General features: G+C 41.0%; 16 protein-coding genes, 2 tRNA genes and 3 rRNA genes. 14 read left to right on the top strand and 7 right to left on the bottom strand.

Going from position 1 to position 25,337, the window contains the following annotated elements; genetic code table 11:
- Window positions 1-209: 209 nt before the first annotated feature.
- The 6 genes from H9I37_RS00720 to H9I37_RS00695 all read left to right on the top strand — a co-directional run bounded on the left by H9I37_RS00720 (window position 210) and on the right by H9I37_RS00695 (window position 7,107).
- Complete coding sequence (locus tag H9I37_RS00720) at window positions 210-1,127, top strand: ABC transporter permease (protein ID WP_187380570.1); 918 nt, start codon at window positions 210-212, stop codon at window positions 1,125-1,127.
- Window positions 1,128-1,139: 12 nt separating this feature from the next.
- Window positions 1,140-2,204 carry an ABC transporter permease gene (locus H9I37_RS00715; RefSeq protein ID WP_255422449.1) on the top strand — a complete coding sequence of 355 codons (1,065 nt, stop codon included), beginning with the start codon at window positions 1,140-1,142 and terminating at the stop codon, window positions 2,202-2,204.
- 17 nt (window positions 2,205-2,221) lie between these two features.
- Window positions 2,222-3,268, top strand: coding sequence for an ABC transporter ATP-binding protein (locus tag H9I37_RS00710; protein WP_187380569.1), 1,047 nt, complete (start codon window positions 2,222-2,224; stop codon window positions 3,266-3,268).
- A complete protein-coding gene (locus tag H9I37_RS00705) occupies window positions 3,261-4,253 on the top strand; it encodes an ABC transporter ATP-binding protein (RefSeq protein ID WP_187380568.1) in 993 nt (330 codons plus the stop codon). The genes H9I37_RS00710 and H9I37_RS00705 overlap by 8 nt, the downstream gene beginning before the upstream one ends.
- 60 nt (window positions 4,254-4,313) lie before the next feature.
- Window positions 4,314-5,942, top strand: coding sequence for a peptide ABC transporter substrate-binding protein (locus tag H9I37_RS00700; protein WP_187380567.1), 1,629 nt, complete (start codon window positions 4,314-4,316; stop codon window positions 5,940-5,942).
- Between the two features lie 127 nt (window positions 5,943-6,069).
- The gene (locus H9I37_RS00695; protein ID WP_187380566.1) at window positions 6,070-7,107 is read left to right on the top strand and encodes an endonuclease/exonuclease/phosphatase family protein; all 1,038 of its coding nucleotides are present in this window, start codon (window positions 6,070-6,072) and stop codon (window positions 7,105-7,107) included.
- Here H9I37_RS00695 and H9I37_RS00690 read toward each other — a convergent pair.
- The 6 genes from H9I37_RS00690 to H9I37_RS00665 are packed head-to-tail and all read right to left on the bottom strand — an operon-like array spanning window position 7,091 to window position 14,294.
- Window positions 7,091-7,657 (bottom strand): Smr/MutS family protein, encoded by a 567-nt coding sequence (locus tag H9I37_RS00690; RefSeq protein WP_187380565.1) that lies wholly within the window; start codon window positions 7,655-7,657, stop codon window positions 7,091-7,093. The two genes, H9I37_RS00695 and H9I37_RS00690, sit on opposite strands and share 17 nt — an antisense overlap.
- A 4-nt stretch (window positions 7,658-7,661) precedes the next feature.
- A complete protein-coding gene (locus H9I37_RS00685) occupies window positions 7,662-9,056 on the bottom strand; it encodes a tumor necrosis factor receptor family protein (protein ID WP_187380564.1) in 1,395 nt (464 codons plus the stop codon).
- Window positions 9,005-11,473: a VWA domain-containing protein gene (locus H9I37_RS00680; protein ID WP_187380563.1), complete on the bottom strand. Its 2,469-nt coding sequence runs from the start codon at window positions 11,471-11,473 to the stop codon at window positions 9,005-9,007. Before H9I37_RS00680 ends, H9I37_RS00685 begins: the two co-directional genes overlap by 52 nt.
- Window positions 11,466-12,371: a hypothetical protein gene (locus H9I37_RS00675; protein ID WP_187380562.1), complete on the bottom strand. Its 906-nt coding sequence runs from the start codon at window positions 12,369-12,371 to the stop codon at window positions 11,466-11,468. The genes H9I37_RS00680 and H9I37_RS00675 overlap by 8 nt, the downstream gene beginning before the upstream one ends.
- Window positions 12,372-12,374: 3 nt before the next feature.
- Window positions 12,375-13,259, bottom strand: coding sequence for a DUF58 domain-containing protein (locus H9I37_RS00670; RefSeq protein WP_187380561.1), 885 nt, complete (start codon window positions 13,257-13,259; stop codon window positions 12,375-12,377).
- Window positions 13,260-13,289: 30 nt separating this feature from the next.
- Window positions 13,290-14,294, bottom strand: a complete 1,005-nt coding sequence (locus H9I37_RS00665; protein WP_187380560.1) for an AAA family ATPase — start codon at window positions 14,292-14,294, stop codon at window positions 13,290-13,292.
- Between the two features lie 149 nt (window positions 14,295-14,443).
- Here H9I37_RS00665 and H9I37_RS00660 point away from each other — a divergent pair, with 149 nt between their 5' ends.
- Window positions 14,444-15,736 (top strand): aminotransferase class I/II-fold pyridoxal phosphate-dependent enzyme, encoded by a 1,293-nt coding sequence (locus tag H9I37_RS00660; RefSeq protein ID WP_187380559.1) that lies wholly within the window; start codon window positions 14,444-14,446, stop codon window positions 15,734-15,736.
- Window positions 15,737-15,747: 11 nt separating this feature from the next.
- Window positions 15,748-17,040: an extracellular solute-binding protein gene (locus H9I37_RS00655; RefSeq protein ID WP_187380558.1), complete on the top strand. Its 1,293-nt coding sequence runs from the start codon at window positions 15,748-15,750 to the stop codon at window positions 17,038-17,040.
- Window positions 17,041-17,074: 34 nt separating this feature from the next.
- Here H9I37_RS00655 and ybaK read toward each other — a convergent pair whose 3' ends face one another.
- Window positions 17,075-17,557 carry a Cys-tRNA(Pro) deacylase gene (gene ybaK / locus H9I37_RS00650; protein WP_187380557.1) on the bottom strand — a complete coding sequence of 161 codons (483 nt, stop codon included), beginning with the start codon at window positions 17,555-17,557 and terminating at the stop codon, window positions 17,075-17,077.
- Between the two features lie 530 nt (window positions 17,558-18,087).
- On the opposite strand from ybaK, the gene H9I37_RS00645 reads away from it, so the two are divergent.
- The 6 genes from H9I37_RS00645 to H9I37_RS00620 all read left to right on the top strand — a co-directional run bounded on the left by H9I37_RS00645 (window position 18,088) and on the right by H9I37_RS00620 (window position 25,195).
- Window positions 18,088-19,633: ribosomal RNA gene (locus H9I37_RS00645) — 16S ribosomal RNA — on the top strand.
- Between the two features lie 85 nt (window positions 19,634-19,718).
- A tRNA-Ala gene (locus H9I37_RS00640) sits at window positions 19,719-19,792 on the top strand.
- A 10-nt stretch (window positions 19,793-19,802) separates the two neighbouring features.
- Window positions 19,803-19,876 (top strand) — tRNA-Ile (locus tag H9I37_RS00635).
- A 187-nt stretch (window positions 19,877-20,063) separates the two neighbouring features.
- Window positions 20,064-22,985, top strand: a 23S ribosomal RNA gene (locus H9I37_RS00630).
- Window positions 22,986-23,076: 91 nt separating this feature from the next.
- Window positions 23,077-23,187 (top strand): 5S ribosomal RNA (gene rrf / locus H9I37_RS00625).
- The 16S, 23S and 5S rRNA genes sit together here with 2 tRNA genes alongside, the layout of an rRNA operon.
- 709 nt (window positions 23,188-23,896) lie before the next feature.
- Window positions 23,897-25,195 (top strand): type 2 periplasmic-binding domain-containing protein, encoded by a 1,299-nt coding sequence (locus tag H9I37_RS00620; RefSeq protein WP_187380556.1) that lies wholly within the window; start codon window positions 23,897-23,899, stop codon window positions 25,193-25,195.
- Window positions 25,196-25,337: the final 142 nt, after the last annotated feature.

Below are 25,337 nucleotides of genomic sequence, written 5' to 3'. Positions count from 1 at the left end.
ACGCATTATAATTAAAAATGCATAAAAAATATTAAAAAAAATTATTTTTATGCATTTTTTTTGCAAAAGCATACTATCTTATTTGTGTGTTTTTTCGTATTATGATAAGTTGATGTACAAAACTGATAGTATGACTATTATATTTTTGAATAACATGGTGTACTTGATAGTTCGTCCATTTTTATAACAAAAACGAGGATTTTACTTATATGCTACGTTATTTTACAAAACGCATGATCACTGCTATATTTACTGCTTTTGTAGTCGCAACATTGACATTTTTTATTATGAATATGGTTCCCGGTGGACCTTTTCTTGCAGAAAAAGCCGTCACACCACAGGCACAAGCTGCAATGGAAGCAAAATATGGACTCGATAAGCCTCTCGGACAGCAGTATTTGACTTATATGAATGGATTGGTTCATGGAGATCTCGGGATCTCTCTTAAAAAACGTGGACGAACAGTGAGTCAGATTATTGCGACAAAATTCCCGGTTTCCGCACGGCTTGGCGGTCTGGCAATGATATTGGCAGTCTTCGCAGGAATTCCACTTGGAGCTATCGCTGCTTACAGACGCGGTAAACTTATAGACCGCATTCTCGTCGTTCTTTCTACAGCAGGTATTGCAATTCCAAGTTTCCTTTCTTCTACACTTCTTATGTACATTTTTACAACAAAACTCAAATGGCTTCCTTCTTTGGGGCTGAATACTCCAAAAGCGTACGTCATGCCTGTTGTGGCTCTTTCTCTTTATCCGACTTTTTACATCGCCCGCCTTATGCGGTCTTCTATGCTCGATGTAATCGGACAGGATTATATGCGCACCGCACGTGCTAAAGGTGTAAACACATTCCGTTCAATATTCAAACATGCTTTGCGTAATGCGATCCTGCCTGTCATAACTTATCTTGGACCGCTTCTTGCATCGTTGATGACCGGAAGTTTTATTATTGAAAAGATTTTTAACATTCCGGGGCTCGGTTCCGAATTTGTAGGGGCAATCACTTCTCGTGACTACCCTATGATTATGGGAACAACAATATTCCTTGCAGTATTTGTAATTTTTATGAACGTTATCGTTGATATCCTTTATGCAATTGTTGACCCGAGAATTAAACTTAAATAAGGTGCTTCAAAGATGGAAAACAATGAAATGAATGAAAAAAAGAAAAACTTTCTAAGTCTTCAGCTTAATGTTGATGATTTTTTACCTGCTTCTGCGGAAGATAAAGATTCCCTTGTCGTGATGCGTGAATCTGTAAATTTTTGGCAAGACGGTATTCGACGTTTCCGAAAAAATCCTATCGCAATGATTTCGTTAGTTATCATTTTGATAATTATGTTTTTTTGCTTTATTGTTCCTGTTTTTTATCCTTATAAATACGAACAGCAGATGAAAGGCTCTGAACGCCTTAAGTCAATGGAATATTCGGCTTCGGAAAAACAGCGTATCGCAAGTGGGGAGAAAGTTTTTCCTCATATTTTGGGGACTGACCAAAACGGGCGCGATTATGCAATTCGTGTAATGGTTGGAGGGCGTGTTTCAATGCTTGTCGGCATCATCGCTTCTTTGCTTATCTTGATTATAGGTTCCCTTTATGGAGCGATTTCAGGATATTTTGGCGGAATTGTAGATTTGATAATGATGCGTATCGTCGATGTAATATACACTGTCCCTGATGTACTTATCATCATCCTTCTTGCGCAGACTTTGAAATTCCCTTTGAAAAATCTTGGAACTGTCGCTGGGTTTGGTTGGATTCAGAAACTCGGCCCTAATATGGTTTCAATGTTTATTGTGTTTGCGCTTTTGTACTGGGTTGGTATGGCTCGTATAGTCCGCTCGCAGATTATGATTTTGAAACAGAATGAATATGTGACTGCTGCAACTGCTCTTGGTGCTAAGCGCAGGAGAATTATCGGAAAACATCTTATTAAGAACTGTATTGGAACTTTGATAGTTACAACAACGCTTCAGATTCCGTCGTCAATTTTTACAGAATCGTTTCTCTCGTTTCTCGGGCTTGGCGTTCAGGCTCCAATGCCTTCTCTCGGTTCGCTTGCGTCTGCAGCTTTGAACGGGTTCCAGACATTCCCTGAAAAGCTCTTTGCTCCCGCAGCTCTTATTTTTGTTATTATCCTCAGTTTTAACCTTCTTGGGGATGGATTGCGCGATGCATTCGACCCTAAACTTAAGCAATAGACAAAAAGGAATTTAAGATGAGCGAAAACGAATACTTAGTAGATATAAAGCACGAAAGACTTTCATTTTTTACACCGGCAGGCGAAGTTAAGGCTTTAAATGACGTGACGATTCAGATGAAAGACGGAGAAGTTCTTGGCATTGTAGGCGAGTCAGGTTCCGGTAAATCAGTTACAGCTTATTCTATCATGGGACTTACGGCAGATAACGGTAAAATCACCGGAGGTTCGGTAACTTTTAACGGGCACAGGATTGACCAATTGTCGGAGCGAGAGCTTCGCAAAATTCGCGGGCAAGAAGTCAGCATTATATTCCAAGACCCGATGACGTCATTAAACCCTGTTTGGACAATTGGAAATCAAATTGAAGAAGCAGTCCGTCTTCACACAGAAAAAAAAGGACCGGAAATTCGTGCACGCGCGATAGAACTTTTGCAGCTTGTAGGAATAAATGAACCTGAAAAACGGCTTAAGCAATATCCTCATGCTCTCTCAGGTGGTATGCGCCAACGAGTTATGATCGCTATGGCTTTGGCTTGTGAACCGAAACTTTTAATAGCTGACGAACCGACTACGGCGCTCGATGTCACCATTCAGGCACAGATTCTTGACTTAATGCAGGATTTGAAGAAAAAACTCGGAATGGGAATAATTATGATTACACATGACCTTGGAGTTGTCGCTTCTATGTGTGACCAGATTGCTGTTATGTACGCAGGCGAGATTGTTGAATATGGCGCAACAGATGATATCTTTTACAATCCAAAGCATGAGTATACAAAAGGTCTTTTGAAATCTATTCCAAAGTTTCAAGAAAAAGATTATTCAAAACTTGTTCCAATCGAAGGACACCCTGTTGACCTCCTCAATCCTCCAAAAGGGTGCGGATTTGCCCCTCGTTGTGAAAAATGCATGCAGATTTGCCTTACAACGAAACCTGTCCGCAGCGATTACGAAAGTCTTTGCGGCAAAGACCGTGTCCATTATTCCCGATGTTGGTTAGAACAAAAGGCTGAATTTGAGTCGGCACAAAAAAATCAAAAAAAGGAAAATGAGAATGAGTAACGATTCAAATAAAAAACTTCTTGAAATAGAACACTTAAAACAATATTTCCCTCTGCCCGGTTCAAGCAAAACTGTTCGCGCAGTAGATGATGTAAGTTTCTTTATCAAAAAAGGTGAAACATTTGGGCTTGTAGGCGAGTCAGGCTGCGGTAAAACAACTACAGGACGCTCAATTTTGCGCCTTACAGAACCAACCGCCGGAAAAATAGTTTACGACGGCGAAGTTCTTTTTGATAGCAAAAATAAAATTAAAGCGAATATGCTTCCTTTTCGACGTAAGATGCAGATTGTATTTCAAGACCCTTATGCATCTTTGGATCCGCGAATGACTGTAAGCGACATCGTCGGGGAAGCCCTTGATATTCACCGTCTTTATTCATCAAAAGCGGAACGACGTGAAAAGATTCTTGATTTACTTGAAACTGTCGGATTGAATTCTGAGCACGCAAACCGCTATCCTCACGAATTTTCAGGTGGTCAACGGCAGAGAATCGGAATTGCCAGAGCCCTTGCTGTAAAACCGGAATTTGTTGTCTGCGATGAACCCGTTTCGGCTTTGGACGTCTCTATTCAGGCGCAAGTTGTAAATATGTTTGAAGATCTTCAAGTAAAGATGGGGTTGACATATCTTTTTATTGCACATGACCTTTCGATTGTAAATCATATTTCAAGCAGAATCGGGGTGATGTATCTTGGACACATGGTTGAGCTTGCAGATTCAGATGAATTGATTTTTCACTCTGCACATCCATATACAAAATCTCTTATATCTGCGGTGCCGATTGCAGACCCGAAAATTGCACGTTCTTCAAAACGCATTATTTTAAATGGCGATGTGCCATCTCCTGTAAATCCACCATCAGGCTGTCCGTTTAGGACACGTTGCCCTTATGCTGATGAAATTTGTGCTGAGAAAAAACCGGAGTTTAAAGAGATTTCAAGCGGACACTACGCTGCGTGTCATCACCTTGACAAAATACAGTGATTGTGCAGTGATTGAATTGTTTATATAAGTTTTATATATAAAATTTTTGGAGGTTCTGAAATGAACAAAAAAAACTTGGTAATTGCTGTTTTTGCAGCCGCTGTTGTATTTACATCGTGCAGCAAAAAGGAAGCAGACAGAAAGACTGTAGGTACTGCAAAGACTGAATTGCATGTACAAATTGGTCCTTCTCCGGAAACAATTGATCCAGCTTTGAGCAGTGCTGTCGACAGTGGTAACATGATTCTTCATGCTTTTGAAGGTCTTGTTAAATTTGACCGCAACAATAACGTTGTTCCTGCTCTCGCAGAATCTTGGGAAAAGTCAGACGATGGTCTTACTTGGACATTCCATTTACGCAAAAACTTGAAATGGTCAGACGGTTCTCCTCTTACATCAAAAGATTTTGCTTACGCTTGGAGACGTATTGCAGATCCTGCTACAGCCGCTCCTTACGGATATGATCTTCTTTCAGTTGTAAAAGGTTATCCGGAAGCAGCTAAAGGTGATGTGTCAAAACTTGGAGTTGAAACTCCTAATGCAAACACTTTTGTTGTTCATCTTTCTACTCCGTGTATTTACTTTGATAAGATTACAACATTCCCTGTACTCGTTCCTGTTCAGGAGAAGACAATTAAAGCGGCCAACGATAAATGGACTATTGATCCAAAAACATACATCTCGAGCGGTCCTTACTATATGACAGAATTTACAGACGGCTCACAGATTGTTTTTGAAAAGAACCCTTACTATTGGGACGTTGAAAATGTTACATTCGACAAAATCGTATGGCACTTGATTGAAGATCCTAACACATCTTACACAGCATACAACGAAGGCAATATTCAGCTGATAAAAGACGTTCCAACTGAAGAAATCCCTTCGCTTAGAGGCTCTTCTGAATTCCACGTTGAACCGATTATGGGTACATATTATCTTTCTTTCAATATTCGTAAAGAGCTCTTTAAAGATTCACGCGTTCGAGAAGCTCTTTCATTGTCAATCGACCGCAACTACGTTGCAAACACAATAATGGGTGGAACATACTCTCCTGCAAAGAACTTTGTTGGTCCCGGTATGACAGATGCAGCTCTTAATTCATCTTTTGAAAAAGTAACTGCAGAAAAATATGGCAACCATTTCTCTGATGATTACAACGCTGACCTGGCAAAGGCAAAGAAACTCTTAGCTGATGCAGGATACCCAGACGGAAAAGGATTCCCTACTATAGAGTATCTTACAAACGATGCCAGTTATCACAAGGCTGTTGCTGAATACCTTCAGTCTGCATGGAAAGAACTCGGAATTACAATGAACGTAAATATCCAGGAATGGAAGACATTTACTGCTGACAGACGTTCAGGAAACTTCGATATTGCCCGCAATGGTTGGGTTTGCGACTGGGATGATCCGTCTAACATAATCAACCTTTTCGAAACTGCAAACGGCAACAACGACGGTAAATATTCATCTGAAGGATTTGACGAACTTGTTGACAGAGCTAGAAACACAAACAACGTCGAAAAACACTATGACTTGCTCCACAAGGCAGAACAAGTTGCCTTGAGCGATGCTGCTATGGCTCCGATTGCTTACTACAATGACTTCTGGTTGCAGAAAACAAATCTCAAAGGAACATGGCATTCACCTTATGGATTCTGGTTCCTTATGTATGGAAGCCTCGAGTAGACTATAAGTCTATAAAAAAACCGAACTCCGCAACGGGGTTCGGTTTTTTTTTATTTAAAATGATTTTCCGTAAAATTTTGTCAAAAATCGCATATTGAGGAAAATAGTATTGTAGAAGAGGTTTTTGATGAAATATTTTAAATTTGTTTTTGCGCCATTTTATTTTTGCGTGGTTTTTCTTTTTATGTGCAGTTTTTGTGCATGTTCAAAAAAGAATTTTACCGGCAGGTGCGATTCTTTCACCTTTGCATGTTGGAATGTTCAGACTTTTTTTGATGCGGAAACTGATGGAACGGAATACAATGATTACAAAAACATGGCTAAGTGGTCAAAAGAAAAATATTCCGAGCGGCTACGCCGGCTTTGCGAAGTCATGACAACTCTTAATCCAGATGTCTTTGTTTTAGAAGAGATTGAAAATTCTGCCGTCGTCCAAGATATTGCAAATTCCCTTGCCGGAAACTCGTGGCATTCAAAAAAGGTGTGGCAGTATGCGTGTTTTTCTAAAACGAAAGGGACTGCAATCGGTTGTGCAGTTTTTTCAAGATTTGCCCTAAGAGATATGAAACTCCATTCTATGCTGATAAAAAGCGAAAAGAAAGCACAACCAGCGTCTCGACCTATCATTCAAGTTACTGTAGATGTGAATGGGCACAATCTTGTGCTTTTTGTAAATCATTGGAAATCAAAAAGCGGCGGTGCAGAAGAAACTGAAGTTTGGCGCAACTGGCAAGAGATGATTTTGGCTGGGCGAATTGAAAATATCTACAAAGCAGATTCAAAAAGTGCGATAATCGCTTGTGGAGACTTCAACCGCAATGCTGCCGATTTTGTCTGTAAAAAATCAAGAAAAGGATTAAGCAACGTTGTTTTGAGGGGAAGCAATACTCTTGGAGCAGACGGAGAGAACATCTGTGCTTATAATCCGTGGCTCGATGAAAATGGGAAATATAAATACGAAACCGGCAGTTATTTTTATAAAAATTCATGGGAATATATCGACAACATTTTTTGCATTGGAAATGTAGAGATTTCGGATTTCCGTTCTATTGCGGAAAGTCCGTGGGCTAATGAAGATTCCGTGCCGAATAGTTATAAAATTTACAATGGGAAAGGGTATTCAGACCATCTGCCGCTTTTTAGCAAACTCAGTTTTTTAGAATAATCCACGTTGCTCCGCTTCCGCCATCTTGCTTTGACTTTGGATGCCCCGACATTCCGCACCTTTTGTCGTTTTCGATAAACCTGCGCACAAGCTTTCCGAGCACAGGATCTGTTCCTGTCGTGTGAATCCCTTTGCCGTGTACAACAATAACTTTGCGAATTCCGCTTTTTGAACACTTTTCGATAAAATTATTGAGAGCGATTTCGGCTTCATCTTGATGGAGTCCGTGCAAATCAAGACGAGCTTCGGGTCTCATATTTATAAGATAATTCCTGTCCATTTGAGTTGTGCGGCGTTCCTGATCTTCGGAAACCTTGTCTTTGTCAACAGTTCCGTAACGACGAAGCCACAATTCAATCGGGTTTATTTGCTTTGAATTTTCCGCATTGATTTTTGCCTCAAAATCTTTTTCGGCAGCGAGCGCTTTTTCTTCGGGAGTTGGAGCATTTGCCTTTTTGCTAGACACTTTGTTTTTGCCGCTTTCTTTTTGTTTCAGGTTCTTTTGAGATTGAATATCTGCCCATCGATTTAAAATATCATTCATGTCCATAAAATCACCTCTTTATTTCGATGATGTCGTCTTTTTTACACCAGCCGCTGCTATCTCCGAGCTGAATGTTTATCCACGAACCAGCATGTTCTGTTATCAAAACTCTGTTGCCAGCTCCAATTTCCGAGAACGCTTCCGCATTTTCTGATGGAATTGAATAAATCATACAGCCTTTGCATATTCCGTAACTTTGAAACCGTTTTGCAATGCCCATCCCGAGCGCGATAACAGAAGACGACAACAATGCGATAAAAATAATCAAAAGCAAGTTCCTTTTTTTAATTATAAATACGACAACAAAAACAGTGAACGTAATGCACAAGGTGAGCAAGATGCAAATATAGATGATGGGAATGCTGTTTTGGGCAGTCGATGGAACTCCTATTTTATTTTCAAGCTCAATTCGTTTTTCATGCGCATTTTTAAATCCGAAAAAAGATATCTGTTCTTTGTAATACAAATCGGCGAGCTTTCGGCAAGTCTCGTCTGTGATATCATCTTCAAAAATGTCATTTGCTTCAGAATCAAAAGAAGTAAAAGCGTCTTTGAAAATGTCGGGTTCGTTTTTTTTAGATGATGTTTCGTTTTCCGTAAAATTGATAGAAAATTTAGGCGTTAAAAGGTCTGTCCTGTAGCCGTTATAATCCATAGCTGAAAGTTTTATTTTTGGAAATTGCTGTTCTCCGGGTGCAAGTCCAGTCCATTCGAATGTTGACACCGGAATTAAGTCATGCGTATATGTTCGTTCGCGGTATTTTATCTCAGTGATTTCGTATTCTTCAGTTCGTGTAAAAATCGAATTTTGTGGAAGATCCCAGTTTAATTGAACAAGTTGATTTATGTATTGCAGGTAAACAGTAAAAGTGATTTTTTCTCCGATTTTTGCATTGAATATCGGATTTTTTTCCGGCGGCTGGTCAGAATACACTTCGTATCCGTTTGAAAATTTGATTGTAATAAGCGGACTTTTTTTTGAGGGGTCTTCTGTAATCTCAATTGATTCAAATGCTAAGTTTCGTCGCCTGGTTTTTATCATCACAGGGAGAGAAAGCTGATTGTAGATTCCTTTTTTGTCGAAAGAAAGCCAAATTTCGATTTCCGTTCCAAAATTTCCACTTTCATCAAAAACTTCTGTCTTTTTTATTGAACGATATGTCACATTTTGTCTGCTCATTGAAGATAAAACTTGAATCTGTGAAGGTTTTACATCTGCAATTTTCACCAGAAATTTTAAATCAGTGTTTGTAAACAAATTTTGGTTTTCTGCATGCTTTATGATGAGATTGTTGTAATTTACATTTTGAGAAAACAGACTGCTTGAAAAGAAAATCAAAAATGCAGTTACAGTTAATAATCTTCTGTAGAAATTTCTGACGGTTGCGATTCGCTGTTTTTCCATTGCTTTTGATCGTTCTCCTTTATGTGTTTAAAAACTGCTTTTTCAAGGTCTGGGATGTTTGACTCGTGGGCTTGCGCCTGAATCGATTCGTTTTCATTTTTTTTAGAGGCCTCTTCTGCTTGTTTAGCCGAGAGCTCAAAATTTATTTTGGCTTCTATCTTTGCGCTATTTGTCTCGAGCGCTTTTCTAAAATATTTTTGAGCATCTTCGTAATTTCCGGCTTTGTATGATAAAACTCCTGCGTTGTAAAATGCTGCGTATCGTACATTTGATGGAGCTTCTTCTGAAATTTTTGCAAACTGTTCAATCGCCACAGGGTTTTCTCCAATCATCGCATATACCGTGCCTAAATCGTAGAGAGCAAAATCTAAAGTCTGTTGATTTTCCATAGAAAGAGCATTTTCGGAAACGTCGATAAAACATGATATTGAGTGTCGGTAGTCTTTTTTGTGATATGAATAAGTTCCATCAAAAATTTTAACTGTATCTGAGCCGCAGCCTGAAAGCGTTACAATGAGTGCCAGGAATTCTGCAGGCAGAGATTTTTTTATAAATTTTGAGAAATTAATTTCAGTAACGATGTAGCTCAAAATAAAGGAAAGCAATGAAAGCGTTATAAAAAGTTTGTAACGCTGCACAGGTTTTGATTCGTAAGATGTGATGAGGTTATCCGAATCTGAACGCCTCAGTTGCGACAAAAGTTTTGCGGCAGAGCCTTTTTCGTTTGAGTTTATATACGACAAGTCAGAACGGTTTTTATAAAGATTGAATTTTGACGTCGCTTCGGAAATTGCGTTTTCAATCTCCTGACTGCGCAATGCAGAATTCACTTTTGTTTTTCCATCTCCGGTAGTGATTTCAATTCCCTTTTCTGTTCCAAATCCTATAATTGTAACAGGAATGCCGGATTTTAAACATTCAGATAAAGAAGGAACGAGTTCCCCGTCAGTCTCTTCTCCGTCGGTAAATACCCAAATTCTTCCGGCCGCTGAGTACTTTGATGGAAATGTTTCTTTTGCTTTTAAAATGCCTTTCCCGAGCCTTGTACCAGGAACTGTCATTAAATTCGGAGAAAGAGCGTCAAGTAAAGATTCAATCTGTGCAGTATCTTCTGTAAGAGGAATTGCAGGGATTCCGTCACCTTTTGCAAGTACGACTGAAACAGGTACTCCACTCATGTTTGAAAGAAGTTTTTTTGCGTATGTCCCGGCGGCTTTTAGTCTTGTCGTATTCATAGGGCAGTCTTTTGCCATCATACTGTTTGAAATATCAAACACCATAGAAACTGCCGTTCCGCTTTTTTGAACCGGTACGAGATATGTTCCCCACGTCAGTCCCATATTCGCAAGAATAAGCATGATATATGCAAAAAGCAAAAATCCTGAGCGAGCAAACAAAATTTTTTTATGCCTGAAACATATCAGTTCTTTCAACAAAATTCTTTTGATAAACCAAGAAGCAGAAAAAAGTATAAGAGCAATAAAAAGAAATTTCTGATAATACAGCTTGTTGACTGTTTTATACGTATAATTTTGTGCAACTTGTTCCTGTTTTGAAACAGTGTTCAGCCTTTCTGAAAGCTCGGATAAAGTTTGTGCTTCAAAATAACGACCGTTGGCGATTTCTGCGATTTTTTTAAGAGACGCAGGATTGAAGTTTGAATTTAAGTATCCTGAATATTGTTTTCCTGTCGCAGGATCTGTGTATTCGATAGGGACTGTACCTTTTGAGCCGATTCCGACGACATAAAGTGTAATGCCATTGTTTGCCGCTAGTTTTGCTGCCGTTTCAGGATGGATTTCTCCGGCATTGTTTTCGCCATCTGTGAAGAGAATTATACATTTTTTTGGAGCTGATGAAGATGCAAGATGACACACCGCTGTGCTCAATCCGTCCCCAATTGCAGACCCGTCTCCCATGCTTCCAACAGAAATCCGTCCGAGACTGCTGTTAAATGATTCGCTGTCTATTGTCGGTGGGACAATGACAGCTGCACTGCTGCCCAGAGCGACAATCCCTAATCTGCAGCCGTCGTGGGCTCTTGCAAGAGAATAAATTGAACGAAGCGTTGCTTCAAGCCGAGAATTGCCGTCGACATCTTTTGCAGCCATCGAAGGGCTTGTATCTAAAACAAAAACAATGTCCGTGCCGAGCGTCGAAAAAACTTTTTCTTGACTTGAAATTGCAGGGTCGGCAAAAGCGGTTACGACAAGAGAAAAACCTATTCCAAGTAGAATTTTTGCGAGAATTGACAAAAACTTCTGAGATTTTCCTCGCCATGTAAAATGCTGTCCGTTCCAATCGGAAAGAACTGCCGGAAAAGATATCCTGTTGAAAATTTTTAGTCTACGCAAAATAAACAGAATTGGAATTAAAAGCAAGAGGAAAAACGCAAACGGATTTTGAAAATTAAGCATTTTTTGATTCCTCCGCCTTTTTGTTGTTTTTGTCAGCCGCCGTTTCGATTATGTCGATATTTTTGATGAGCTCTTTTACGATTTTTGCAACTTCGCCATCGTTGAAAACAGCATTTTTACTGTATCTGATAAAATCTGTTCTGACAAAACTTGATAAAATTTTACCGAACGCTATATTTTTTTCATCGGGCAAAAGTCCGCCTGTCGCTTTGCAAAAACCTTCTTCAAACTCTGATGATGCGGCCCGCGTAAACTGATAATCAAAACGTATTTCAAGATATTGCCGCATAATTTTTTGAATTTGAGCGGCGATTTCAGAGCTGCCGATTTTTTTATTTTTAATTGAACGCAGAAGCCTTGCAGTTTTTCTCTTGTTTTTTTTGTATTTGCGCAAAAGTTTTCGGTTTTTAATAAAAAATGCGATGCTTTTTCGCTTTATGACAAGCCTGATAATCAACAAAAATGAAAGCAAAGAAAAAATCAGCATGCCATACAGTTTGTAAGTCGTTCCAGGAAGTAAAAGCGGCGCTGCAAATCCGCTTAAAGTTGCGTTGTTTGCTTGCTCTGTGATTGAAACAATTTGAATCGGAGCAAAGTCAATGTAGAGGTCTTCTATCTGAATCGGCGGAAATTTGATTGTGCCTGTTTTCCATGGAACAAATGTTATGACGAGCTTGTAGAAATCTATCCCTGATGGGACGACTTGAACCTGCTTGATGTCGTAATCGTTTCCGTCTAATTCTCCTGCAAAGTTTTCAAAAGAAATCTCAAAAGCGCCTTTTTCTGAAAGCGATTTTAGATTTGCACTGTCAGAATTAAAGGAACATCTCAGTTCTGCCGTGTCGGCTACATAAACTTTGCGAGGAAGAAGGACTTGCTCTGATTTTATTTCTGCCATGAATTATCTTGTCCTTGCTTTTCTTGTAAAAATGGAATTTAAAACCTGAAGAGGTTCGCTTTTTGTGTCCATTGTGACAGGCAGAATTCCGTGCTTGTAGCAAAAATCCTGCCACCGTTCCGTTTTTTTTTGGTTATATCTGCGCCATTCTTTCTTAAATTTTTCAGAAGATGATGGAAGATCCATTTTAATTCCGCTTTCAACATCTTCAAAAACGACAGTCCCGAGTGATGGAAGTTCTTCATCTATAAAATCGTGGATATTTATTGCGATGACGTCATTTTTATGAGCAATTGCGGTCATAGGAGTTTCCCATTCCGCGCTTCGGAAATCGGACAACACGAAAACAAGTGAACGCATACGAAGCAAATTGCATGCGTACTCTATTGCGTTTCCAAGCGATGAGCCTTTTGTCGCTCCCTTTGGAGTGCGGTAAAGGTTGTTTAGGATATTCATTGTGTTTTCTTTTGAGAGAGCCGGTTTGCATGAAAAATAAATTGCGCCGTCAAAAAAAACCGCCCCTATAGGGCATCCGTTTAATTCGGCTGCAATTGTCACTAACGCTGCGGCTTCTTCCGCAGATTCAAATTTTGTTCTTCTGCAAGACTTTGTATCAAGTTTCATTGAAAGCGATGAATCTACAATCAAAAAAATCTGAAACTCTCGTTCTTCAACGAACATTTTCACAAACGGCTTTCCCATCCTTGCAGTTACGTTCCAGTCAATCGAACGGACATCATCTCCGCGTATATAGTCTCGAACTCCTGTAAACTCAATCCCCTGCCCACGGTAAAGAGACTGAAAATTCCCCGACTTTATTCCTTCGGCTAATTCTGCTGCCTGAATTCTGAGGTAAGTGGCTTTTTTTACAAGAAGTTCTGTTTTCATCTTCTAAATTCCGTTTGGATAAAGTCGAATTTACGGAACAGGAATAAAGTTCATAATACGAGATATGATTTCGTCTGCGGTGACATTGTCTGCAGCTGCTTCGTAAGAAAGGACGAGCCTGTGACGCAATACGTTCATTGCGACTGATTTTATATCTTCCGGCAAAACAAAATCGCGGCCTGCAAAAAGCGCACGAACTTTTGCACATTGCAGCATTGCAATCCCCGCTCGTGGCGATGCTCCAAAATGAATATAACGGGTGATGTCGTTTGTGTTAGTTGTATTTACAATTGTACGACCTGTCTGCTGTCTGTGAGGGCTTTCAGGACGTGTGACTGTTAAAATCGAAACGATATATTCAACGAGTTTTTCACTGCATGTAACTTTGTCTGCTGTGGCTTTCATGTCTGCGATATCAGATGCCGTTACAATCTGGTTTACCGGAACGTCAGGAGCTTTCCCGCAAGTCTGGACAATTTGAATTTCATTGTCTGCAGCAGGATATTTGACAACAAGTTTCATCAAAAAACGGTCAAGTTCTGCTTCAGGCAGATTGTATGTGCCTTCTTGTTCAACAGGGTTTTGAGTTGCAAGCACAAAAAAAGGTTCCGGCAGCTTGTATGTTTCTTCTCCGATTGTAATCTGACGTTCTTCCATCGCTTCAAGCATTGCAGACTGAACTTTTGCAGGTGCACGGTTTATTTCATCAGCAAGAATTACGTTCGCAAAAACAGGGCCTTTTCTTACAGTGAAAGTTCCCTTGTTTTGTTCGTATATCAAAGTTCCTGTAACATCGGCAGGCAACAAATCGGGTGTAAATTGAATTCGTTTAAAATCAAGTCCGAGAATCTCCGCTATTGTTTTAATTGCGAGTGTTTTGGCAAGTCCCGGCACTCCTTCGACCAATACGTGTCCCCCGGCTATAAAGGCAGTCAATATATCATCAACGAGATTTTCTTGCCCAATAAGGCGCTTTGCAGCTTCTGTGCGACATTTTTTCGTGATGATTTTAAAACGTTCGATTTCATTATTCATATTATTGAAGATTATAGCGAAAATAGCACAGCGTTACAAATTCAACATCAAAAACGCCGTGATTTTCTTTTGTATATTTATGCAAAGAAATCACATAGTTATGCATTTTTATTGACTAAAACTGCGTAAATTCGCATAATTGACTCATTATGATAAATGCTTTAGCACAAGAATTAAATCAAACTCTCGCAGGTTCTGTAGTAGACTCTCTTTTTTCAAAGATGGGTGAAAGACTTTATTTTCCTAACGGAATTATTTCACAAGGTGGGGAAGCTGCAAAAGATGCTACCTTTGCAAACGGTACAATCGGTATGGCAGTTGTAAATGGAACTCCAATTGAACTCGATTCTTACAAAAAAAGTATGCCGAATTTTAATGCGCGAGAAGCGGTCGCATACGCAAAAACCGGGGGCAACCCTGAATTGCGTAAGATTTGGAAAGAGCAAATTATATCAAAAAATCCTTTGTTAAAAGGCAAAACTTTTTCGCTGCCAATTCTTGTTCCCGGCCTTACCGCAGCTTTATCATACGTATGCGATTTATTTGTAGACGAAACAAAGCCTATGATTTCAGCAGAGCCTTGTTGGGATAATTACGAACTTATCGCAGCTGCGCGTTGCAATGCAGAATTTCACCGATTTAAATGTTTTGAAAACGGCAAGTTTAACATATCTGGTCTTGAAGAAAAAATGAAAGCAGATGCACAAAAATATGGTTCTGTGCGCGTTATTTTGAATTTTCCGCAAAATCCATCAGGATACAGCCCTACAAAAAATGAGGTTTTGGAGATATGCAGAATTGTGAAAGAAATTGCCGAAAGCGGTAAAAAAGTCCTCGTCCTCTCTGACGATGCGTATTTTGGGTTGGACTACGAAGATGATATTGAGCCTCAGTCACTTTTTGCTTATCTATGCGATATTCACGAAAACGTGCTTGCAATCAAAGCTGATGGTCCAACAAAAGAAGATTTTGCTTGGGGATTTCGCACAGGTTTTATAACATTTGCTTCAAAGAGTCTTTCAGAAGCTCAGTATACGGCATTGACGACAAAGTTTATGTCTGCAATTCGTTCTTCAGTTTCATGCTCTGCAACTCCTTCGCAAAGCATTATTATGCATGCATTAAATGATCAGGCGCATGAAGAACAGAAAAAAGAACTTAGAGCAATGCTTAAGCGCCGTTACGACCTTGTAAGAAAATTCGTAAATACTCACAAATCTTCAGTGCTTGAACCGTTGCCTTTCAATTCCGGCTACTTTATGAGTTTTCATGTTAATACGGGAAAAGCAGAGGAGATAAGAAAAAGACTTCTTGCGGTAGATTGTATCGGGGTAATTCAGATTGATCCTTACACTTTGCGCGTTGCTTTTTCAAGCATCGATGAAGATAAGATTGATTTGGTTTACGCAAGCATTTATAATGAAGCCGAAACTACAAAATAGTTAAGGTTATAATGCAAAAATCATCATTAAGATTAAGTTTATCGATAATTTTAACGCTTGCCGCTTTGTGTTTTGTTTCTTGCGGGAATCAGAATGACAAAATTAGTGCAAAGTTTAACAGCAGGATTGTTATCTGGACTAACAACAGCGAGTTTGCTCAATATATAGAATTATTCAACAGAACGCATGCGAACAATAAGGCGGTTTTAGTCTACAAAGAAAATCCTGCTCTTTCTCTTCCGCCGGCAAAAGATGAAATTCCTCCGGACATCGTTGTTGGGGCTTGGCTTAGAACGGAAAATCCTAAAAAGAATTTTAAATCGCTTGATTATCTTTTTGATACAAAACACCTTTCATCAAATATTTTTTACAGAAACCTTCTTGAATCAGGGAAAAAAAATAGAGTTCAATACTTGTTGCCTGTGAGTTTTAATCTTCCTGCTGTTATCTTTTCAGATGAAAACAAAGAGATTGTAAAAGATAATTACACAATGACTTTAGAGCAAATTAGAAAGACTTCGGCTTCTTATAATTCAAAGAATAACAAAGGGCATTATACAAAAATAGGTTTTACTCCGCTTTCTAATGATGATTTTTTATATCTTGTCACAAAAATTTACGGAGCAAGATTCCGTTTAGAAAAAGACAATATCACTTATAATTCAACAGCTCTTTCTAATTCTATAAACGCTCTTAAAGATTGGATTGAAAAAGAAAACTCTTCGGCAGCTGTTGCTCAGGATTTCGCATTTAGATATTTATTTATGCCGTATTATCGTCAAGTTACATCAGGAAGAACTTTATTTGCTTACACTACGAGCGATAAGTTATTTAAAGTTTTTAAAGAACAAAATTTGAATGAAGATTATAGATGGATTGTAAAAGATAATACGCTCCCGATTGAAGATGATTACACGCTGATGGGAATTTTTAAAAATGCAAAAAATCAGCCGGGAGCTACGGAATTTATTTCGTGGTTTTTCAATTCAGACAGTCAGCATGCAATTTTGAGCCAAAAAGACAATATGAATCTTGAGACTGAACATTTTGGTATTGCAGGAGGATTTTCTGCCGTTCGATATGTTACAGAAAATATTCTTCCTCTCTATTATACGCATCTGCTTACAAACCTTCCACCTGCGCAGATGATATTCGTCCCTGAAATGCTTCCTGCTCGTTGGGAAAGCTATAAAGACCAAGTTGTAGAGCCTTATATAAAGAATGTAATAACTACAGAACGAGGGACAGCAGTTCCTTCAATCGCAGATTTGGAAAAAGATTGGCGAAAAAAAATGTTTGATTAGACATAATCTGGTTTTAAAACAAATCGCAGCGAAGTTAGAGTATCAAATCGCACAAAACTGCGTCGGTAGCTTTCACTAAGTCTTCGGGCTTTATTTTTATCTGAATTCCACGCTGCCCACCGCTTATGCAAACTTTTTCGCATTCCATCACAGATTTGTCTATAAAGGTTCTGAATTTCTTTTTCATCCCGATTGGAGTGCAGCCTCCGCGAACGTAACCTGTCAATCCTAAAAGATCTTCCGGTTTTACAGGAGCAATCTCTTTTACGCCCGCTGCCTGACGCGCTTTTTTCAAATTGATTTCATTGACTGCACTTTGGCAAAAAACACAGATTTCTTTAGCTTCAGTGCGCATTACAATAGTTTTAAAAACTGTTTCAGGGTTAACGTCGAGTTTTTCAGCCATGCGGCATGCAGCCCCTTTTTCAAGGACATGTTCACCATCATCATCGTATTCTGCAGTTTCGTATAAAATCTTTAAGCCGTCTAAAATACGCATTGCATTTGTCTTTTTCATAGATGAGATTTTATACCATTTATAAAAAAGTGACTATAAAGACATATCCAAGCAAAGTTTTTCCACGAGGCTGCGCACAAAAAACTTCCCCGTCCTCCCGTACCTCTTGCCTCTCTGAGCGTTGAAATTCTCTTTTGTGAGGCTCTTCTGCGCACAAAAAAAAGGGGAAAAAAGTAGAAAAAAAAGAAAAATAAATTAAAAATTATGTTGACACTTTTTTAATTCAGATGTATATTCATCTTCACCGTCACAAAACCACATCTTTTGGGCGGCACAAAATACCAGTAAAATGATATTTTTTCGCAGGTTTTACAATAAAAGCCTGAGATTTGGACAAAAATCCAAAAGATTCTTTGACAGTTCAGGGAAGGAAACAATTGACATATAATTTGTTTTAAGTGTTTCAATTGAATAAAAAACATACCGCTTAATTCGGTTCACGAATTAAGAATTGAAAATCAATTTCAGCAAAAATAAAGCTGTGATTGAACGATTTGTGGAAAATCTTAGTCCTTCGGGACTTAGAAATAATCATGGAGAGTTTGATCCTGGCTCAGAACGAACGCTGGCGGCGCGTCTTAAGCATGCAAGTCGAATGGCAAGATTGGTGCTTGCACTGATCCTAGAATGGCGGACTGGTGAGTAACGCGTGGGTGACGTACCCTTTGGACGGGGATAGCTGCTAGAAATAGCAGATAATACCGGATAAGGTGGCCTGTGTCAGAGGCAGGTCAGGAAAGGAACATTTGTTCCGCCGAAGGAACGGCTCGCGAGCTATTAGCTAGTTGGTGAGGTAACGGCCCACCAAGGCGATGATAGCTACCCGGCCTAAGAGGGTGAACGGGCACATTGGGACTGAGATACGGCCCAGACTCCTACGGGAGGCAGCAGCTAAGAATATTCCGCAATGGACGAAAGTCTGACGGAGCGACGCCGCGTGGATGATGAAGGTCGGAAGATTGTAAAATCCTTTTATGACTGAAGAATAAGTATGGTGAGAGAAACGCCGTATGGTGACAGTAGGTCATGAATAAGCAACGGCTAATTACGTGCCAGCAGCCGCGGTAACACGTAAGTTGCGAGCGTTGTTCGGAATTATTGGGCGTAAAGGGCATGCAGGCGGAATTGCAAGCTTGGTGTGAAATACCGGGGCTTAACTCCGGAATAGCATTGAGAACTGCAAAACTAGAGTCACTGAGGGGCAATCAGAATTCCAGGTGTAGGGGTGAAATCTGTAGATATCTGGAAGAATACCAATGGCGAAGGCAGGTTACCAGCAGATGACTGACGCTGAGGTGCGAAGGTGCGGGGAGCAAACAGGATTAGAGACCCTGGTAGTCCGCACAGTCAACTATGTGCACTAGATGTCTGGTCGACAGACCGGGTGTCGAAGCAAACGCGATAAGTGCACCGCCTGGGGAGTATGCCCGCAAGGGTGAAACTCAAAGGAATTGACGGGGGCCCGCACAAGCGGTGGAGCATGTGGTTTAATTCGATGGTACGCGAGGAACCTTACCTGGGTTTGACATACACAGGAATTATATAGAGATATGTAAGCGCAGCAATGCGCCTGTGAACAGGTGCTGCATGGCTGTCGTCAGCTCGTGCCGTGAGGTGTTGGGTTAAGTCCCGCAACGAGCGCAACCCCTGCTGCCAGTTACTAACACGTAAAGGTGAGGACTCTGGCGGAACTGCCGGTGACAAACCGGAGGAAGGCGGGGATGACGTCAAGTCATCATGGCCCTTATGTCCAGGGCTACACACGTGCTACAATGGGAGATACAGAGTGAAGCGAAGCAGCGATGCGGAGCAAAACGCAGAAAACCTCTCGTAGTCCGGATTGGAGTCTGAAACTCGACTCCATGAAGTTGGAATCGCTAGTAATCGCACATCAGCACGGTGCGGTGAATACGTTCCCGGGCCTTGTACACACCGCCCGTCACACCATCCGAGTAGATTCTACCCGAAGCCGGCAGTCTAACCGCAAGGAGGACGCTGTCGAAGGTAGGATTTGTGAGGGGGGTGAAGTCGTAACAAGGTAGTCGTACCGGAAGGTGCGGCTGGATCACCTCCTTTTTAAGAAAAAGGAATAGGCTTTGGTGTACAAAGCAGTGTCAATTGTTTCTTTCTCTGGTCTGTCGAAGACTGAAAATACAATCATGGGGAATTAGCTCAGTTGGCTAGAGCATCGGCTTTGCAAGCCGAGGGTCAAGGGTTCAAATCCCTTATTCTCCATATTATTTAAGGGACAGTAGCTCAGTTGGTTAGAGCACCGCTCTGATAAGGCGGGGGTCACAAGTTCAACTCTTGTCTGTCCCATCTAATGAAAGCTTCATTGCTGGATTTTATTGTTTTTTGAAATTGCTAAGGAAGGAACGGAAGATGACGCATGGAAAGACTTGCGTTATCAGAAGAAGGACTTTTCAGTCTGCGAGCAGAGGAAAGGGAAGCTTGAATAAAAAGCCCTTGAGCTGCGAAAGAGTGGAATGAAAGGAAATGAAAATATGGTCAAGCGAATATAGGTTTATGGTGGATGCCTAGGAGCTGTAAGACGAAGAAGGACGTGATAAGCTGCGATAAGCCGGGGTTAGGAGCACATATCCGCAAACCCCCGGATTTCCGAATGGAGTAATCCGGTGAAATACACCATCTCGATATCTGAATATATAGGATAGAGAAGTCAAACTGAGTGAAGTGAACCATCTAAGTAACTCGGGAACAGAAATCAAAAGAGATTCCCCCAGTAGCGGTGAGCGAAGAGGGAAGAGCCCAAACCGCGTAAAGCGGGGTTGTAGGACTGCGATATGGAGTAGGCAGAAAATCAGTTTGTAGGAGAAGCTTCTGGGAAGGAGCGTCAAAGAGAGTGAAAGCCTCGTATCCGAAACAAACTGACTCCTAGCAGAATCCTGAGTATGGCGGGGCACGTGAAACCCTGTCAGAATCCGGGTCGACCACGATCCAAGGCTAAATACTAGACAGCTACCGATAGTGAACAAGTACCGTGAGGGAAAGGCGAAAAGAACCCCTGTAAGGGGAGTGAAATAGAACCTGAAACCATAAACTGACAAGATGTCACAGCCCGCAAGGGTAGTGGCGTGTCTTTTGTAGAATAAACCTGCGAGTTGCGTTATGCAGCGAGGATAAGAAATAGAAGTTTTGGATCCGAAGCGAAAGCGAGTCTGAAAAGGGCGATAAGTTGCATGACGCAGACCCGAAGCCAAGGTGATCTAGTCATGAGCAGGTTGAAGCAGGGGTAAAACCCTGTGGAGGACCGAACAGTAATCTGTTAAAAAAGGTAGTGATGACTTGTGACTAGGAGTGAAAGGCTAAACAAACCTGGAAATAGCTGGCTCTCCCCGAAATGCCTTTAGGGACAGCCTCATAAAAAGTTACCGGAGGTAAAGCACTGGATGGAAAAGGGGGAGTTAAATCTTTCCGATTTCAATCAAACTCTGAATGCCGGTAACCAGCTTATGGGAGTGAGACTGCGTGCGCCAAGGTTCGTAGTCGAAAGGGAAACAGCCCAAACCGGCAATTAAGGTCCCAAATTTATGCTAAGTGTTAAATGAAGTGAAGATGCACAGACAGCCAGGAGGTTGGCTTAGAAGCAGCCATTCCTTAAAAGAGTGCGTAACAGCTCACTGGTCGAGCATTTTTGCGCAGACAATGTAACGGGGCTAAGCATAAAACCGAAATTCCGGATTCATGACAGAAGTTATGAGTGGTAGGGGAGCATTGAATTAACTGACGAAGGAATACCTGTGAGGGGTTCTGGAGGAGATTCAAGAGAGAATGCAGGCATAAGTAACGAAAAAGCGGGTGCGATCCCCGCTCGCCGAAAACCTAAGGTTTCCAGGGTAAAGGCAATCTGCCCTGGGTAAGTCGGCCCCTAAGACGAGGACGAAAGTCGTAGCCGATGGGAAACTGGTTTATAATCCAGTACTTATTGAGTTTTGATGGAATGACGCATGAGGTGAAATCCGGCCGGGCGACGGTAGTCCCGGTCAAAGCAGCGAGTTTATGAGGTTCTGGTTAAAAGAAGAACCAAGATGAGCTGTGACAGCGAGGAACCAGAAAGTGGGACTGAAGCGGACGTAATCATGGTGACGAGAAATAGTTCCTAAGTAAGGCTTAGTAAACCGTACCGGAAACCGACACAGGTAGGTAGGATGAGTAATCTAAGGCGCTCGAGCGAACTCGCGTTAAGGAACTCGGCAAAATGCGCACGTAACTTCGGAAGAAGTGCGGCTCCCTTTAGAAATACAGGGAGTGACACAAAGCAGGCCCAGGCGACTGTTTATCAAAAACACAGCCATCTGCGAACCAGCAATGGGACGTATAGGTGGTGACACCTGCCCGGTACTGGAAGGTTAAGAGGAGATGTTATCCGTAAGGAGAAGCATTGAATCGAAGCCCCAGCAAACGGCGGCCGTAACTATAACGGTCCTAAGGTAGCGAAATTCCTTGTCGGGTAAGTTCCGACCCGCACGAATGGTGTAACGATTCTGGGCACTGTCTCAACGCGAGACTCGGTGAAATTTATATTCCGGTAAAGAAGCCGGATACCCGTAATTAGACGGAAAGACCCCGTGAACCTTCACCGTAACTTAATATTGGGATTCTATTCATCATGTGTAGGATAGCTGGGAGGCAGAGAAGCGTGGCCGTCAGGTTGCGTGGAGCCGCCGGTGAAATACCAGCCTTGATGAATGGGATTTCTAACCGTGACCTTGAAGCAGGTTGCGGGACAATGTTAGGCAGGCGGTTTGACTGGGGCGGTCGCCTCCAAAAGAGTAACGGAGGTGCGCGAAGGTCTCCTCGCGGTGGTTGGAAATCATCGTACGAGTGTAAAGGCACAAGGAGGCTTGACTGAGAGATAGACATATCGATCAGGTACGAAAGTAGGTCTTAGTGATCTGATGGTGCTGAGTGGAAAGGCCATCACTTAACGGATAAAAGGTACTCCGGGGATAACAGGCTGATTTTCCCCAAGAGTTCACATCGACGGGAAAGTTTGGCACCTCGATGTCGGCTCATCATATCCTGGGGCTGGAGCAGGTCCCAAGGGTTTGGCTGTTCGCCAATTAAAATGGTACGTGAGCTGGGTTCAGAACGTCGCGAGACAGTTCGGTCCCTATCTGTTACGGGCGTTGGAAGTTTGAGAGGAGCTGCTTTTAGTACGAGAGGACCGAAGCGGACGAACCTCTGGTTTACCAGTTATCCTGCCAAGGGTAAGTGCTGGGTATCTAAGTTCGGAAGGGATAACCGCTGAAAGCATCTAAGTGGGAAGCCCACCTCAAGATTATACTTCCCTGAGGGTTCAACCCTCCTTAAGACTCCTGGGAGACTACCAGGTTGATAGGATGCAGGTGTAAGCGCTGTGAGGCGTTCAGCCGAGCATTACTAATAAGTCGTGAGGCTTGACCATATTTTCATTTCCTTTTACTTAAAGTTTTTTCCGTTCCGTGTGCTCTGTCCTAGAACAGACTTACACTTAGTTTTTTATTTTGTTTATAAATGCCGGTGACCATAGTGGAGAGGCAATACCCGTTCCCATTCCGAACACGGAAGTCAAGCTCTCTTACGTCGATGATACTGCTCTTTAGCGGGAAAGTAGATAGTTGCCGGCTTTTTTTTATTTAACTCTGATTTTCCAAAAAAATGACTGTGTTGTTTTGTCTATAGCTGAAGAGCAGTCAAACTTTTGTGAGCGAGGCAAAGCCTCGCGTCGTGAGGCGGCGCCGAATAAGGATAGCTCTTATGTGCGAGTTTTAGCGAGTTTACGAGCGTCAAAAACTTGGTAGCGTAAGCGTAGGTTAGTAGAAGCCGAACCCGGATAGCTCTTCTGCGGGCTAGTAGAAGCCGACGACTGGAGAACCGTTAAAAAACGAGCCACAAGTGGGTCGTTTTAGGTTCCTCCCCCGTTCGGCTTGGGAGCGAGCTTTAGCGAGTGACGTTGCCGGCTTTTTTTTATTTAACGGGAAAGTTTTGTTGCGGCTGGCGCGAGTGTAGGGACGCTGCTGTCGTGCGGGAGGTGAGCGTGGGGAGGTGCACAGGTGGCTGCACAGTATAAACATTTGTGTGGTTTTTATTCAAAATTGATAATGCCTTTCAATGACTGCCGAAAGCTTCTTTTCCTCTGCTGTTTTAATGTCAAAAAATGCGAATTTTTCATTTTTGTAAAATAATTTTTTGACATATTTGTATATGAGGATATAATTAATAAAGATATATCAGAAAAAGTATTTCGTCTGCAGATTCTACATCCGCTGCGTCTATGTTTCTGTTCATGTCTAATCTATACATTATTACTTTTCAAAAAAAGGTTAAGGAGTTTTTATGAAAAGAGTACTTGGTACGTTGCTTTTGCTTACGGCTGGAATTGCTTTCTTTGGCTGTTCAAAGAAAAATGAAAACAAAGCTGTAAAGGACATCATCGCTCAGGCTGAAAAAATGACTTTTCAAGAGCTTTTGGAAAAGGCTTATGCTGAATCGAATGGAAAAGAAGTTTCCGGAATTGGTAATTCAAGCCGAGGAAAAACTGCAGGTGAAAAATTTGTAGCAGAAATCAAAAAAGTTCATTCTGACTATACTGGTTCTATCAAGTGGAGTCAGCCAAAGAATAACTCTATTTTTGAAGCGCTTGAAAAAGACACTGAATCTGCAAATCCTGTTCAGGCTGTTACACTTATCCAGGATGCTGCTCAGATTAAAAATAAGATGATTTCAACAGGAATCCTTTACAACTTCATTCCAAAAGAATGGCGTGAAACTGCAGGAGTAAATATCGCTGCTGACGGAAATCCTCTTGCACTTCAAACTTTGAGCAAAGTTTTTATGTATAACATTGTTGACGGTTCTAAAAAATATATGAACGTATGGGACTTTGTAAAAGAAGGCGAAAAACCTATGTTCATGGGACTTGATTCAGAACCTGTTGGAAAGAACTTCCTTTATATGCTTACAGAAAAAAAATATGTTAAATATGTAAAAGATGCATATCAAGTACTTTCTGCAGAAGATAAGGCATATTTTGACCCTATAATCAAAGAAGTAAAACCAAAAGTAAAAGAATTGAATCTCACAAGCGATGCTGAATATTCTCTCGCTTGGATTAAATTGTTCGTAACTCAGTTCAACAAAATGACTGATGACGGTCCTATAAGTACGGAAATTGTAAAAAAATCTGCTACTGGACAGACAGCTCTTATCGTTTATTCAAAACTTCGCTCAATCAACGAATCGCAAGAAACTTCTGTAAACAATATTGCTGTTGCTGCTTATCAAGACGGTTATCAGGGATTCGGTGGATACGCTTACAAGCACTATCTCCAGATTCCTAAAAATACTCCATATCCTTGGACTGCATGTGCATTCATTTCTTACATGGTTACAAGCAAAGACGGTTTCCAGCCATGGGGAAAAGACATGGGCGGTTATTCATCAAATCCATCAATCAATCAGGATCACAGCCGAGACGGATATGTTGACGGTGTAAATAAATTCCCTGCAAAAAATGATAGAGGATATTCATGGTGGGTATCTCCTGATTTCGGAAGATTGGTAATCGAAGAAACTAACTATTGTGCTGGCGTTCAGTTCACTGTAGGACTTTGGATTGACAGTTTGAAGAAATAAATTACGTTTGCGTAAATTAATCCGTCTGAAAACTTGCTGTTCAAGATAATTTCAGACGGATTTTTTTAGTCTAAGGAAACATTGATTAATTATATTAGGATTAATCAGACTTCCATGAATCGGGAAGATACATATTGAAACA

Source organism: Treponema sp. Marseille-Q3903, from assembly GCF_014334335.1.
In the GTDB taxonomy this organism is placed as follows: Bacteria; Spirochaetota; Spirochaetia; order Treponematales; family Treponemataceae; genus Treponema_D.
This window is presented reverse-complemented; position numbering and strand designations above follow the sequence as displayed.

What these genes read in the sequence shown, in the direction of transcription:
- H9I37_RS00720 (WP_187380570.1), top strand. Translation starts at nt 210, where the DNA reads ATGCTACGTTATTTTACAAAACGCATGATCACTGCTATATTTACTGCT.
- H9I37_RS00715 (WP_255422449.1), top strand. Translation starts at nt 1,140, where the DNA reads ATGGAAAACAATGAAATGAATGAAAAAAAGAAAAACTTTCTAAGTCTT.
- H9I37_RS00710 (WP_187380569.1), top strand. Translation starts at nt 2,222, where the DNA reads ATGAGCGAAAACGAATACTTAGTAGATATAAAGCACGAAAGACTTTCA.
- H9I37_RS00705 (WP_187380568.1), top strand. Translation starts at nt 3,261, where the DNA reads ATGAGTAACGATTCAAATAAAAAACTTCTTGAAATAGAACACTTAAAA.
- H9I37_RS00700 (WP_187380567.1), top strand. Translation starts at nt 4,314, where the DNA reads ATGAACAAAAAAAACTTGGTAATTGCTGTTTTTGCAGCCGCTGTTGTA.
- H9I37_RS00695 (WP_187380566.1), top strand. Translation starts at nt 6,070, where the DNA reads ATGAAATATTTTAAATTTGTTTTTGCGCCATTTTATTTTTGCGTGGTT.
- H9I37_RS00690 (WP_187380565.1), bottom strand. Translation starts at nt 7,657, where the DNA reads ATGGACATGAATGATATTTTAAATCGATGGGCAGATATTCAATCTCAA.
- H9I37_RS00685 (WP_187380564.1), bottom strand. Translation starts at nt 9,056, where the DNA reads ATGGAAAAACAGCGAATCGCAACCGTCAGAAATTTCTACAGAAGATTA.
- H9I37_RS00680 (WP_187380563.1), bottom strand. Translation starts at nt 11,473, where the DNA reads ATGCTTAATTTTCAAAATCCGTTTGCGTTTTTCCTCTTGCTTTTAATT.
- H9I37_RS00675 (WP_187380562.1), bottom strand. Translation starts at nt 12,371, where the DNA reads ATGGCAGAAATAAAATCAGAGCAAGTCCTTCTTCCTCGCAAAGTTTAT.
- H9I37_RS00670 (WP_187380561.1), bottom strand. Translation starts at nt 13,259, where the DNA reads ATGAAAACAGAACTTCTTGTAAAAAAAGCCACTTACCTCAGAATTCAG.
- H9I37_RS00665 (WP_187380560.1), bottom strand. Translation starts at nt 14,294, where the DNA reads ATGAATAATGAAATCGAACGTTTTAAAATCATCACGAAAAAATGTCGC.
- H9I37_RS00660 (WP_187380559.1), top strand. Translation starts at nt 14,444, where the DNA reads ATGATAAATGCTTTAGCACAAGAATTAAATCAAACTCTCGCAGGTTCT.
- H9I37_RS00655 (WP_187380558.1), top strand. Translation starts at nt 15,748, where the DNA reads ATGCAAAAATCATCATTAAGATTAAGTTTATCGATAATTTTAACGCTT.
- ybaK (WP_187380557.1), bottom strand. Translation starts at nt 17,557, where the DNA reads ATGAAAAAGACAAATGCAATGCGTATTTTAGACGGCTTAAAGATTTTA.
- H9I37_RS00620 (WP_187380556.1), top strand. Translation starts at nt 23,897, where the DNA reads ATGAAAAGAGTACTTGGTACGTTGCTTTTGCTTACGGCTGGAATTGCT.